At 61.6% G+C, this 13,348-nt stretch carries 11 protein-coding genes and 1 other RNA gene; 4 read left to right on the top strand and 8 right to left on the bottom strand.

Annotated features, from left to right (window positions below):
• Nucleotides 1-73 precede the first annotated feature (73 nt).
• From hemN to PSCI_RS18370, 3 genes are all read left to right on the top strand, one after another.
• Entirely contained in the window at nt 74-1,456 is a 1,383-nt protein-coding gene (hemN, locus tag PSCI_RS18380; protein ID WP_045489842.1) for an oxygen-independent coproporphyrinogen III oxidase, read from the top strand.
• A 101-nt stretch (nt 1,457-1,557) separates the two neighbouring features.
• Nucleotides 1,558-2,292: a fumarate/nitrate reduction transcriptional regulator Fnr gene (gene fnr, locus PSCI_RS18375; RefSeq protein WP_045489840.1), complete on the top strand. Its 735-nt coding sequence runs from the start codon at nt 1,558-1,560 to the stop codon at nt 2,290-2,292.
• Between the two features lie 237 nt (nt 2,293-2,529).
• On the top strand, nt 2,530-3,078 hold the full coding sequence (locus PSCI_RS18370; protein ID WP_045489838.1) for an adenine phosphoribosyltransferase: 549 nt from the start codon (nt 2,530-2,532) through the stop codon (nt 3,076-3,078).
• A 70-nt stretch (nt 3,079-3,148) separates the two neighbouring features.
• Here PSCI_RS18370 and recR read toward each other — a convergent pair whose 3' ends face one another.
• From recR to dnaX, 4 genes are all read right to left on the bottom strand, one after another.
• Nucleotides 3,149-3,751 carry a recombination mediator RecR gene (gene recR / locus PSCI_RS18365; protein WP_045489836.1) on the bottom strand — a complete coding sequence of 201 codons (603 nt, stop codon included), beginning with the start codon at nt 3,749-3,751 and terminating at the stop codon, nt 3,149-3,151.
• Nucleotides 3,752-3,813: 62 nt separating this feature from the next.
• Nucleotides 3,814-4,848, bottom strand: coding sequence for an NADP-dependent oxidoreductase (locus PSCI_RS18360; RefSeq protein WP_045489834.1), 1,035 nt, complete (start codon nt 4,846-4,848; stop codon nt 3,814-3,816).
• Between the two features lie 130 nt (nt 4,849-4,978).
• Nucleotides 4,979-5,305: a YbaB/EbfC family nucleoid-associated protein gene (locus PSCI_RS18355; RefSeq protein WP_045489832.1), complete on the bottom strand. Its 327-nt coding sequence runs from the start codon at nt 5,303-5,305 to the stop codon at nt 4,979-4,981.
• A gap of 64 nt (nt 5,306-5,369) precedes the next feature.
• Nucleotides 5,370-7,514, bottom strand: a complete 2,145-nt coding sequence (gene dnaX / locus PSCI_RS18350) for a DNA polymerase III subunit gamma/tau (RefSeq protein ID WP_045489830.1) — start codon at nt 7,512-7,514, stop codon at nt 5,370-5,372.
• 172 nt (nt 7,515-7,686) lie between these two features.
• On the opposite strand from dnaX, the gene PSCI_RS18345 reads away from it, so the two are divergent.
• The gene (locus tag PSCI_RS18345; RefSeq protein ID WP_045489828.1) at nt 7,687-8,430 is read left to right on the top strand and encodes a substrate-binding periplasmic protein; all 744 of its coding nucleotides are present in this window, start codon (nt 7,687-7,689) and stop codon (nt 8,428-8,430) included.
• Here PSCI_RS18345 and PSCI_RS18340 read toward each other — a convergent pair.
• The 4 genes from PSCI_RS18340 to ligA all read right to left on the bottom strand — a co-directional run bounded on the left by PSCI_RS18340 (nt 8,406) and on the right by ligA (nt 13,297).
• Nucleotides 8,406-9,149: a GNAT family N-acetyltransferase gene (locus PSCI_RS18340; RefSeq protein WP_045489826.1), complete on the bottom strand. Its 744-nt coding sequence runs from the start codon at nt 9,147-9,149 to the stop codon at nt 8,406-8,408. The two genes, PSCI_RS18345 and PSCI_RS18340, sit on opposite strands and share 25 nt — an antisense overlap.
• A 186-nt stretch (nt 9,150-9,335) precedes the next feature.
• An RNA gene (gene ffs / locus PSCI_RS28690) (signal recognition particle sRNA small type) lies at nt 9,336-9,432 on the bottom strand.
• Between the two features lie 176 nt (nt 9,433-9,608).
• Complete coding sequence (locus tag PSCI_RS18335) at nt 9,609-10,772, bottom strand: zinc-binding metallopeptidase family protein (protein WP_045489824.1); 1,164 nt, start codon at nt 10,770-10,772, stop codon at nt 9,609-9,611.
• A gap of 164 nt (nt 10,773-10,936) precedes the next feature.
• Nucleotides 10,937-13,297, bottom strand: a complete 2,361-nt coding sequence (gene ligA / locus PSCI_RS18330; protein WP_045489822.1) for an NAD-dependent DNA ligase LigA — start codon at nt 13,295-13,297, stop codon at nt 10,937-10,939.
• Between the last annotated feature and the right edge of the window lie 51 nt (nt 13,298-13,348).

Genomic DNA, 13,348 nt, shown 5'->3' with positions numbered 1-13,348 from the left:
ATGTACATCAAGATCCGCCTGCCCACGCTGATCTAGACTCGGGCATCGCCAGCCTAACCAGGGGAATGCCCGCATGCTCGACGTCATTCGTTGGGATTCTGACCTGATCCGTCGCTACGATCTGGCAGGACCGCGTTACACCTCCTACCCCACCGCCGTGCAGTTCAGCACGCAGGTGGGCACGTTCGACCTGCTGCATGCCCTGCGTGACAGCCGCAAGGCGCGTCGCCCGTTGTCGCTGTACGTGCACATCCCGTTCTGCGCCAACATCTGTTACTACTGCGCCTGCAATAAAGTGATCACCAAGGATCGCAGCCGCGCCCCGGCCTATCTGCAGCGCCTGGAGCATGAAATCAAGACCCTGGCCTGCCATCTGGCACCCGATCAGGTGGTCGAGCAACTGCATCTGGGCGGCGGCACGCCGACCTTTCTCAACCATGGTGAGCTACGCCAATTGATGGCCTGCCTGCGCAGCCACTTCAACCTGCTGGAGGATGACTCCGGTGACTACGGCATCGAAATCGACCCCCGCGAAGCCGACTGGTCGTCCATGGGCTTGCTGCGCGAGCTGGGCTTTAACCGGGTCAGCCTCGGCGTGCAGGACCTGGACCCGGCGGTGCAACGCGCCGTCAACCGCCTGCAAAGCCTGGAGCAAACCCGGGCGATTGTTGAAGCGGCGCGCACCCTGCAGTTTCGCTCGGTCAATATCGACCTGATCTACGGCCTGCCACTGCAAACACCGGAAGGCTTCGCGCGCACGGTGGAAGAGATTATCGCCCTGCAGCCAGACCGGCTGTCGGTGTTCAACTACGCCCACCTGCCCGAACGCTTCATGCCGCAGCGGCGCATCGACGATAACGCCCTGCCCAAACCGGAACAGAAACTGCGCATGCTTGAGCGCACCATCGAACAACTGACCGGGGCCGGCTATCGCTACATCGGCATGGACCACTTCGCCCTGCCCGACGACGAACTGGCCATTGCTCAGGAAGAAGGCACGCTACAACGCAATTTCCAGGGCTACACCACTCACGGCCATTGCGACCTGATCGGCCTCGGGGTCTCGGCCATCAGCCAGATCGGTGACCTGTATTGCCAGAACAGCAACGACCTCAGCGACTATCAGAGCCTGCTGGCCAGCGATCAACTGGCGACCAAGCGCGGGCTGCTGTGCAATCAGGACGACCGTATCCGCCGTGCGGTCATCCAGCAACTGATCTGCCACTTCGAACTGAATTTCGCCGCCATAGAGCAAGCCTTTGCCATCGAGTTTCGCGGCTATTTCCATGAGCTTTGGCCACCGTTGCTGAACATGTGCCGCGACGGTTTGATCGTGATGGATGACCACGGTATCCGCGTGCTACCGGCTGGTCGGTTGCTGGTGCGCGCCGTGTGCATGCTGTTTGATGCTTATCTCAACCCTGCGAGCAGCCAACGGTTTTCACGCGTCATATGACATCAATCAGAGATCAAGGTAGAGCTGCCATGCTGGCCCAAGTCATCACGCCTGAGTTACCCTTACATCCTATGTGTGCTTCTCCCACAAGGAATCAAGTGATGTCCGAGCCAGTCAAGGTGCGTGCTCATAATCAGGCTCATTGCAAGGATTGCAGTCTCGCCCCGCTGTGCCTGCCCCTCTCGCTGAACATGGAAGATATGGATGCGCTGGACCAGATCGTCAAGCGCGGCCGCCCTTTGAAGAAGGGTGAGTTCCTGTTCCGTCAGGGCGATACGTTCGAGTCAGTCTACGCCGTGCGCTCCGGCGCCCTGAAAACCTTCAGCATCAGTGACGGCGGTGCCGAACAACTGACCGGTTTCCACCTGCCCAGCGAGCTGGTCGGTATGTCGGGCATGGACGCCGAAGCCTATCCGGTATCGGCCCAGGCACTGGAGACCACCTCGGTGTGTGAAATCCCCTTCGAGCGTCTCGACGAGTTGTCGGTGCAACTGCCGCAACTGCGCCGCCAGTTGATGCGCGTAATGAGCCGGGAAATTCGTGACGATCAACAGATGATGCTGTTGCTGTCGAAAAAAACCGCCGATGAGCGTATCGCGACCTTTCTGGTCAACCTGTCGGCGCGCTTCCGTGCCCGCGGTTTTTCGGCCAACCATTTCCGCCTGAGCATGTCGCGCAACGAAATCGGCAACCATCTGGGCCTGGCTGTGGAAACCGTATCGCGGGTCTTTACCCGCTTCCAGCAGAACGAGCTGATTGCCGCCGAAGGCAAGGAAATCCACATCATTGACCCGATCCAGCTGTGCGCCCTGGCCGGTGGCGCGATGGAAAGCTGAGCCACTGCCGGTTGCACGCTGAAAGTTGAGAACAACTGGGCGCCTCTAAAAACGTAAGCGAGGCAGCCAGCGCAAGGCGAAGACAGGCGAAGAAGCGGAGTTTACGGGTTGTAAATGAGCATTCTGAGCCTGGCTTCAACGCAGCGATGGCAACGTAGGTAGTTTTTAGGGGTGCCCAACTGCGATCCAGAGCAGTCCAGCTTATACTGTCGGGCAAACCTGTTCTGGATTGTACGCATGTCTTTCGATGTCTCCCTGCTCAAGTCCCATATCCGGCCTGTCGTGGACTTTCCCAAGCCCGGTGTGGTGTTCCGCGATATCACCCCGCTGTTCCAGTCGCCCAAGGCGACCCGCCAGGTGATTGATCATTTCGTACAACGCTATATCGACGCTGATTTCAACCAGATCGGTGTGATGGACGCGCGCGGTTTTCTGATCGGCTCGGTGGTGGCTTACGAGTTGAACAAACCGCTGGTGCTGTTTCGCAAGCAAGGCAAGTTGCCGGCCGACGTGTTGTCGGAGGGTTACCAGACCGAATACGGCGAAGCCTTTCTGGAAGTACACGCTGACAGCCTGTGCGACGGCGACAGTGTGGTGCTGTTCGATGATCTGATTGCCACCGGCGGCACGCTGACGGCGGCGGTCAACCTGATTCGCCGCATGGGCGCCAGGGTTCATGAGGCGGCGGCGATCATCGACCTGCCGGAGCTGGGTGGCTCAAAACGCCTGAATGACCTGCAAGTGCCGACCTTCAGCCTCACCAGCTTTGCGCTGGATGAGCTGTGATACCGCGCTGACTTTTCCGACCCATCCGGGCACCCACTGGGGCACGTCAGCCCCGCCGGGAGGAATGGTTTTACAAGGTAATCGGCTTGCGCCCGGCAAAGGAATGCGCGAGGGTGCCGCCGTCGACCAGGTCCAGCTCGCCGCCCAGCGGTACGCCATGGGCGATGCGTGAAGCGATCAGGCCTTTGTCGTTGAGCAACTGGGCGATGTAGTGCGCGGTGGCTTCGCCTTCGACAGTGGGGTTGGTCGCCAGGATGACTTCCGTGAAGGTGCCCTGGCTGTCGATGCGCTCAATCAGTTGTGGAATGCCGATAGCCTCGGGGCCAAGCCCATCGAGGGGCGACAGGTGGCCTTTGAGGACGAAGTAACGACCTCGATAGCCGGTCTGCTCCACCGCGTACACGTCGGTCGGCCCCTCCACCACGCACAGCAGCGTATCGTCGCGGCGCGGGTCGGCGCATTGCGGGCAGAGGTCTTGTTCGGTCAGGGTCCGGCAGCTCTTGCAGTGCCCGACCCCGTCCATGGCCTGTTGCAGCGCCAGTGCCAGCCGCGAGCCGCCGCTGCGATCACGCTCCAGCAACTGCAATGCCATGCGCTGGGCGGTCTTCTGGCCGACGCCTGGCAACACACGAAAGGCATCGATCAGTTGGCGAATCAGGGGGCTGAAGCTCATGAACAAAGATCCCGGATAATCGAAAGACGCGGTTTATACCCGCGCCTTGCTGTCAGCGTCAATCAAAGCCGGGAAACCTCGACCACCAGTTTGCCAAAGTTGCGCCCCTCAAGCAGGCCGATCAACGCCTCTGGCGCAGCTTCCAGACCCTGTACCACGTCTTCGCGGAACTTGACCTTGCCGCTGGTGACCAGCGGGGTCATGGCGTCGATGAATTCCTGACGACGGCTGGCGTATTTCTCGAACACGATGAAGCCTTCGATGACGATGCGCTTGGTCAACAGCGTACGCATCAGCAATGGCAACTGATCGGGGCCAGCAAATTCGCCCTGAGCGTTGTACTGGGCAATCACCCCGCACAGCGGAATACGCGCACGTGGGTTGAGCAGCGGCAGCACCGCTTCGAAGACCTTGCCGCCCACCAGCTCATAGTAGACATCGATGCCCTTGGGGCAGGCCTCGGCCAGTTCACTGGCAAAGTTCTCGCTGCGGTGGTCGATGCAGGCATCAAAGCCCAGCTCCTGGACCACATAACGGCATTTGTCCGCGCCACCGGCCACACCGACCACCCGCAGGCCATGCAGCTTGGCGACCTGACCGACCACCGAGCCGACCGCGCCGGACGCCGCCGCGACCACCAGGGTTTCGCCGGCCTGAGGTTTGCCGATGTCCATCAGGCCCATGTAAGCGGTCATGCCTGGCATGCCGAGCACACCCAGCGCCAGTGACGGGTTGGGCAAGTCGGCAGGCAGCTTGATCAGGGCCGAACCATCGCTGATGCTGTGGCTCTGCCAGCCGGTCTGGCCAACCACCAGGTCACCGGGCTGAAACCGCGAGTCCAGCGACTGCTCAACCACACTGACCGCACCACCTTCCATCACCGCATCAATCGCCACCGGATCGGCGTAGGACGGCGCGTCGCTCATCCGGCCACGCATGTAGGGGTCGAGGGACAGATACAGAGTGCGCAGTTGCACCTGGCTGCCCTTGAGCTCCGGCAGTGCTTCACGCTCCAGACGAAAGTTCTCCGGAACCGGACGGCCTTTCGGGCGCGAAGCCAGCACAATACGTTGGTTGAGGATCAGCTCTTGGGTCATCGGGACCTCTCCTTGAATGCATTGGGGGTATAAAAAGCAGACCACCTTCGCCACCTGATGTTCGATCAACAATGGCCAGAAAGCACGATGCCAGGGCAAGCCTGGCATCGTGTACAGCAGCGAGCGACCGTTAGAACGGCAGCTTCATGCCTGGTGGCAGCTGCATGCCAGCGGTCATGCTGGCGGTCTTTTCGGCACTGGACTGCTCGATCTTGCGTACCGCGTCATTGACGGCGGCGGCGATCAGGTCTTCCAGCACTTCCTTGTCTTCCTGCATCAGGCTGTCATCCAGCGTGATGCGCTTGACATCGTGACGGCCGGTCATCACCACGCTGACCAGGCCTGCGCCCGACTGGCCGGTGACTTCCGCGTTGGCCAGCTCTTCCTGCATCTTGGCCATTTTTTCCTGCATTTGCTGGGCCTGCTTCATCAGGCCAGCCATGCCACCTTTCATCATGGGATATCTCCTCGAAATAGCGGGTTACTTGGTTTGCACACCGTCACTGACAGCGTGCCGTCAATCATTGCGCGGCGTCCACCGGAGTGATCGTATCTTCACGCACCACCGCGCCAAACTGCTGCATCAGTTGCTGGATCAGCGGATCGGCGTGGATCGAGGCCACCGCCTGGCGCTGACGTTCGGCACGCCGACGTGACGCCGCTTGCGCCGGGGTTTCCTGCTGCGGACGGATCAGCTCGATAGTCAATTGGATCGGACTGCCGTGGTACTGGTTCAACGCCTCACTCAAGCGCCGCTGCTGGGTCGAGTTGAACAGCGCGCCGTGCCCAGGGTCCAGATGCAGCAACCAACGGTCGCCCTCGACGCTGATCAGCGTGCAGTTGGCGGCAATACTGCCGGTCAGGCCAGAGATCGGCAATTGCGCAAAGATTTCCAGCCATTGCGCGGCAAGCCCGGTGGCCGGCATCGCCGCCGGTTCAGGCTCAGGCTCCGGGGCTTCGTCGGCGTGCACATGATCTTGGGCCAGCTCGTCCAGGTAGCTGAACGAGGCCGGGTCAATATCGATATCCGGCTCGACATAATCGTCATCCTGCGGCGGCTCATCATCACGCTGCTGCGGGGCCGACAGGTAGGCGCTGTCGGGGATGTCTTCGAGCGCACCGGCACTGCGTTGCGCGAGGGCCTCAGGCTCGACCACTTGCGGCGCATCCGGCACCGGACTGGCCGGCGTGGGCACCGGCATCGACGGCAGCGCGGGAGGCTCGGCGACGGTGTCCAGCACCGGCTCAGGAGTGATCGGCGTGGCCGGGACTGGCTGGGCACTGGCAGACGAGTCTTCCCACGGCAGGTCAACGACCTCGGCAGCCTCGGCGACTGGCGCAGGCGCCACAACCGGCGCGGGCTCGACCACCGGTGCAGCCGCGGGCTCAGGGCAGGCAGTGGTCGGCTGGGCCGCCTGCGGTGCCGGGCGGGCAGGCTCGATGGCGGGCGCAGGTGCCGACGCGGACTGTTGAGTGGCGGCAGAGACCGGGCTGACCGCGGCGGCCGGTGTCGGGCGGGGATCAGCCTTGGCCTGGCTGACCCCCACTGGCTTTAACGCCTGGCTCGGCGCATCGCTGCTGTCGGCGGGACGAAATGCCAGCATGCGCAGCAGGACCATCTCGAAACCACCTCGCGGGTCCGGTGCCAACGGCAGGTCGCGGCGGCCGATCAGGCCCATCTGGTAATAGAACTGCACGTCTTCGCCGGGCAGGGTCTGGGCCAGCGCCAATACCCGGTCGCGGTCACCATGGCCGTTATCGACCGCCTCAGGCAACGCCTGGGCAATCGCCACCCGGTGTAGCACGTTAAGCATTTCCGCCAGCACGCCGTTCCAGTCAGGGCCTTGCTCGGCCAGGTGGCGCACGGCTTCAAGCAGCGCCCGGGCGTCGCCTGCGAGCAACGCACCGAGTACGTCGAACACCTGACCATGGTCCAGGGTGCCGAGCATCGCCCGCACGTCAGCGGCCAACACCTTGCCCTCGCCGAAGGCAATCGCCTGGTCGGTGAGGCTCATGGCATCGCGCATCGAGCCGTCGGCGGCGCGGCCCAGCAGCCACAGGGCATCCTCTTCAAACGGCACGTTCTCGGCACCGAGCACATGACTCAAGTGCTCGACCACCCGCTCCGGGGTCATGTTTTTCAGGGAAAACTGCAGGCAGCGCGACAGAATGGTGGCCGGCAGCTTCTGCGGATCAGTGGTCGCCAGGATGAATTTGACGTAGGGCGGCGGCTCTTCCAGCGTTTTGAGCAAGGCATTGAACGAGTGACTGGAGAGCATGTGCACTTCGTCGATCAGGTAGACCTTGAAGCGCCCGCGGCTCGGTGCGTACTGCACGTTATCCAGCAGTTCACGGGTGTCTTCGACCTTGGTGCGGCTCGCGGCGTCGATCTCGATCAGGTCGACAAAGCGCCCTTCGTCGATTTCCTGGCACACCGAGCAACTGCCGCACGGGGTTGAAGTGATCCCGGTTTCGCAGTTCAGGCACTTGGCAATGATCCGCGCGATGGTGGTCTTGCCCACCCCGCGCGTACCGGTAAACAGATAAGCATGGTGCAGCCGCTGACTGTCCAGAGCGTTGATCAGGGCCTTGAGCACATGGGTCTGGCCGACCATTTCGCGGAACGAGCGCGGACGCCATTTACGTGCAAGAACCTGATAACTCATTGAAATCCGTCGCGACTGGTAGCAGAAAGACCGCCAATGCTAATGGAGGAAGGCTAAAATTGCATCTGCTCTCGGCTACCCTGAGCAGCGAGAGTACGAACAGAGCCCGATCTACACTGTCAGAATCTTTGCCGATGCCGTCAATTCAATCCGTTGATCCCCGCGAGGCTCCATGCACCGCATTCTGCTGAGCCTGTTATTGCTGGTCAGCCAGGCCAGCACGGCCAATGAGCCTGCGCTGCGGTTTGCGGTGTCCGAAAGCTGGTCGATGCCACTGGCCGAGATCGACGAACATCAGCCTACTTCCGGCATTCTGTTCGATATCATGACCCGCGTGGCACAGCAGGTCGGGCGCCCGGCCGAATTTCATGTGTTGCCGCGCCTGCGCATCCAGGCCGCCCTGGAAAGCGCAGAAATCGACGTGCGCTGCTACACCGCCAAAGCCTGGATCACACCCTTGAAAGGTGATTTTCTCTGGAGCCAGCCGATCCTGATCCAGCGTGACCTGCTGCTTGCCTCGCCGGTCACCGTCGGCCCTTATCCGGACCAGTTCGACAACGAAGTGGTCGGCACCGTGCTGGGCTATAACTACCCGCAACTGCAACACTTGTTCGACCGCCACAATCTGGTGCGTGAAGATGCGCGCAACCAGGAGCATGTGCTGCGCAAACTGGTCGCCGCTCGCTATAACTATGCAGTGAGCAACGAACTGACGATGAACTGGATCAACCGTGAACTGCCCGCCGCGCAGCGCCTGAAAGTGGTGTCAGTAATCAGCGAACAGCCCACCGCCTGCGTGGTACGCAACGACCCGGCACTGCCGGTCAGGCAGATTCTGGACAGCTTGCAGAACATGACCGAATCCGGAGAGATTCAGCAGATCATCGAGCGTTACACCTCAGTACCCGGCGCCTGAACCAGGCGCAGCGGCCGCCGGTCGGCATTCAACGCGCCCTCGCCCAGCCGCTCGGCTACCAATGCATCGGCCTGGCGCGCCAGGCGATCAAGGTTACGGTCACGGCTCTTCTCGGCATCGATCATCGCCCGCCGACCATGACGGTTCAGCAGGTAGGCGTGGATCTGCTGCACCTGCTCGCTGCGGTAGATCGGCTCAACATCCAGCACCGCCAGCCGCCCATCGGAACTGCGCGAGTGGCTGTTCATCAACACCTGCGGCCCGCGCGCGCCCAGCACCTGAAAGCCCAGTGCCTCAAAGCATGGCACCTTGCTGGCAAAGCAGGCCAGTTCGGCGTGCGGATAACGCGCCAGCATCGCCGCCAGCATGCCCCGCGCCACACCCTGCCGGCGCCGGCTGGCCAGCACCGCCATATAGGCGACCGCGCAAGCCTGGGGATCGTCTTCATAAGGCAAATACAGCAAAAAGCCGACGACCGTGGCCGGATCTTCAGCGTCCAGCGCCAGTACCAGCTCCACCGACAACCCCAACGACCCGTCCATGGCTTCCTGATAACGGTTGACCTCAAAGCCGACCCCGTACTGGTACAGCGGGTACAAGGGGTTGCTGGGCAAGATGCCCGCCATGCCGATATCGGTCACGTAATCGACGACCATCTGCATGATCTGGTTCTTGATCGACTCGGGCGGCGGGTTTTCCAGACGGGTGATGGTGAACATGAATATAGAAAGGCTCGCGGGGGACTGGGTGGCATGATAACCCGGTTATGAGCCTGAAAGAGGCGTATTGGCGCGACAACAAGCCCGGCCGAAGACATACTCACGATTGACGGAGATGACGGTACTAATGGCCTGAGATTTGTTTTAAGCAAAGACGGCTTGAACAAGCCTTGAGAAAGGTGGCAACCCCACCAGCCACACCCCGGCACACAATGTTCCCGCTATGGCTGCTTCCTTCCGGACCTGACCAGGTTAACGGGTAATCGTTGCGGGGGGACCGGTGGGGTCACCATAACGCAGCTCGCCATCAGCGAGCCGCGCCATTGTACCGGTCCTGAGCCAAGATACAACCTCTGATTGCGATTAAAAATTTAATCGGGTCAAGGACTTGGATCTTCGCGGCTGAAGCCGCTCCTACAACATAGGCGTCCCTGGAGCCCGTTTCAGCCTCAACAAGCGCTAAACCTGTACCACCTCATCCGCCTTACCGCCGGCCTCCTGGATCACCAGGTGGATAAAGTGCAGCTTGGCGATCACTGCCGGGGTCAGGACGAAGGGGTAGAAGTCCGGTTGGCCCATGCTGCGCGACAGTTCGTTAAGCATGCTGGCCAGTTCGATCCAGGCGTTGACGAAGGCCAGGAACGCAGGACCGCCGGGGTGCTGCGGCTGGTAGAGGGTGTCGAGCGGGAATGGCTGGTAGTCCAGCTCCATGTCACGGGCGCTCATGCCAAAACCCAGTGCAGTGTCGACCGCATCGACCATGTGCAGGTAATGCGCCCAGGTTTCGGCCCAGTCTTCCCAAGGGTGCATGGTGGCGTAGGCACTGACATAGCGGGCCTGCCAGTCGGTCGGTGCACCATTCTGGTAATGCCGCTCCAGCGCATCGGCGTAGCTGGCTTGCTCGTCGCCGAACAACTGGCGAAACGGCGCTTGCCAGTGAGTATCGGCAATCAGCCGGTCCCAGTAGTAGTGGCCGACTTCATGGCGAAAATGCCCGAGCAGGGTCCGATAGGGTTCGCGCATCTGCACCCGTACCGCTTCGCGGTGGGCGTCGTCGGCCTCTTTGATATCCAGCGTGATCAAGCCGTTGGCGTGGCCAGTGGTGGGCTTGCGGCCCTCCAGGTCGATGCCGATGAAGTCGAAGGCCAGACCGCGCTGTTCATCCACGCTCTTGGGGATGACCTTCAGGCCCAGGCCGATCAGCTGCGCCACCAAGCGCCGCTTGGCGGTCTCGACCTTGCGCCAGCGCTCATGATTTTCCGGGATGCTCATGTCAGGGATGGTGCGATTGAGGCTGCAGGCCACACAGAAGTCACCGGCATCATGTACCGGCAGCAGCCAGTTGCAGGCCGCCGGCGTTGCCAGGTTGGCGCAGCGCCGATAAACACCCTCGCCCGCCTCATCCGCAACCCGCCAGCTACCGGCTTCACCGGCCGGTTCCAGCGCCACGACCCGGCCCTGCTCCGGCAGCCAGCCAAGCGCGGCTTCGCAGGCCAGGCATTGGGTATTGGGGAAAAACACCGACTGGCCGCAACGGCACTGCCAGACTTTGCTATTGCGCCGGGTTTCACCGATGAACGGCGCGGCGATGCGCGAACTCAACTGCTCGAAGAACTGGAACATGGCGGATTCCCCTGTAGGCCTGCATGACTAGATCATGGGTGTTTACAGGGGTTCCGTTTATTCGCTGCCTGGTTTAGCGGCAACTGCCACAACAGGTTTAACGATACAGCGCCCCATTCGCTCCCGCAGAGGCAGCATGAGCGCCGCAAAAAAGCCATGCCGCGTCAGACGCTGATGCCCTGCCCGGCCAGAAACTCGACGAAAGCATCTTCATCCAGCACCTTGACCCCCAGCTCATTGGCCTTGGTCAGCTTGGAGCCGGCACCGGGGCCAGCGACGACGGTGTGGGTCTTGCCCGATACTGAGCCTGAGACCTTGGCACCGAGGCTTTCCAGTTTGTCTTTGGCGATGTCGCGGCTCATGCGCTCCAGCGTGCCGGTCAGCACCCAGGTCTGACCGGCCAGCGGCAAGCCTTCGGCCACTTTCTTTTCGCTTTGCCAGTGCATGCCGAAGTCCTTGAGCTGGGCTTCGATCTCTTGGGCGCGTTTAACGTTGTCTTGATTGGCAAAGAACTCACGCACCGAGTTGGCCTGTTTCTCTGGCAAAGCCTGGCGCATGTCCAGCCAGTCGGCCTGCAGCACGCCGTCCAGCGAGCCGAAACGCTCGGCCAGCTTCTGCGCACCGCCCGGCCCTACAAACGGGATGTGCAGCTTGTCGAGCAGGCTGCCCAGGGTCGCACTGGCGGCGAAGTCCGCGCTCAGTTCGACTTCGTCCTGCAGCTTCAGGCCCCGCTCGCCCAGTAAGGCGTCGATGACGTTGCGGTTGTGCTGGTCTTCGAAGAAGTTGTGGATCTCGTGGGCCACTTCCAGGCCGATGTCCGGCAGGTAGGTGAGCACTTGTGGCAAGGCCTGCCTGACCCGCGCCAGCGCGCCCAGCGAGCGGGCCAGAACCTTGGCGGTCTCTTCACCGACATCCGGGATGCCCAACGCGTAGATAAAGCGGGCCAGCGGCGGCTGCCGGCTGTCGTCAATGGCCTTGAGCAGCTTGTTGGTCGACACCTCGGCAAAGCCTTCCAGGTCGATGATCTGCTCGTACTTGAGTGCGTACAGGTCCGCTGGCGAGCCGATGAGTTTTTCATCGACCAGTTGCTCGATGGTCTTGTCGCCCAGCCCGTCGATATCCATGGCGCGGCGCGATACGTAATGGATGATGGCCTGTTTGAGCTGTGCACCGCAGGCCAGACGGCCAATACAGCGATACACCGCGCCTTCACTGAGGGTTTCCTTGCCCTTGCTGCGCTTGACCAGCTGGGTGCGCTCGACATGCGAGCCACACACCGGGCAGGCTTCTGGCACTGCGACCGGCCGGGCGTCCTCGGGGCGCCGCTCGGTGACCACTTGTACCACCTGCGGAATCACGTCACCGGCCCGGCGGATAATCACGGTGTCGCCAATCATCACCCCCAGACGGGCCACTTCATCCATGTTGTGCAGCGTGGCGTTGGACACCGTGACCCCTGCCACCTTGACCGGCTTGAGGCGTGCTACAGGCGTGACTGCGCCGGTGCGGCCGACCTGAAATTCCACATCCAGCAGTTCGGTCAGCTCTTCGAGGGCCGGGAATTTGTGAGCAATGGCCCAGCGCGGTTCACGGGCACGAAAGCCAAGTTCACGCTGATAACCCAGGTTATTGACCTTGAATACCACGCCGTCGATTTCATAGGGCAGGGTTAAACGCCGCTCGCCGATATCACGGTAGTACTCAAGACATTGCTCAACGCCATCAGCCAGTTTCAATTCGCGGCTGACCGGCAACCCCCAGGTTTTAAGTTGCTCAAGTACACCTACATGCGTGTCGGAAATATCTGCAGTGACCTGGCCCAGCCCATAACAGCAGAACTCCAGCGGACGACTGGCAGTGATCTTCGAATCCAGCTGCCGCAGGCTGCCAGCCGCCGCGTTACGCGGGTTGGCAAAGGTCTTGCCACCCACTTCTGCCTGGCTGGCATTGAGTTTTTCGAAACCGGCCTTGGACATGAACACTTCACCGCGCACTTCAAGCAGCTCAGGCCAGCCCGTGCCGTGCAACTTGAGCGGCACGTTGCGAATGGTCCGTACGTTGACACTGATGTCTTCACCGGTCGTGCCGTCCCCACGGGTCGCGCCGCGCACCAGTGCACCATCACGGTACAGCAGGCTGACCGCCAGACCATCGAGCTTGGGTTCGCAGCTGTACTGCACCTTGGCGCCGCCACCAAACAGATCGCCGGCCGGCAAATCCAGCCCTTCGGCGACCCGCCGGTTGAAGTCCAGCAGGTCGGTTTCTTCAAAGGCATTGCCCAGGCTGAGCATCGGCAGCTCATGACGGACCTGGCTGAACGCGCTCAGGGCAGCACTGCCGACCCGCTGGGTGGGCGAATCCGGGGTCACCAGATGCGGGTGGTCGGCCTCCAGCGCCTTGAGTTCATGAAACAGTCGGTCGTATTCGGCGTCCGGGATGCTCGGCTCGTCCAGCACGTGATAGCGGTAGTTGTGCTGATCCAGCTCTGCACGCAGTTCCAGGATTCGGGTCTCGACTGCCTTCATGGGAAGTGTTCTCTCAATCTCAAAAAGCAAAAGAGCAGCCGGGGCTGCTCA

Origin of the sequence: Pseudomonas sp. StFLB209 (assembly GCF_000829415.1) — a bacterium.
Taxonomy (GTDB): domain Bacteria; phylum Pseudomonadota; class Gammaproteobacteria; order Pseudomonadales; family Pseudomonadaceae; genus Aquipseudomonas.
This window is presented reverse-complemented; position numbering and strand designations above follow the sequence as displayed.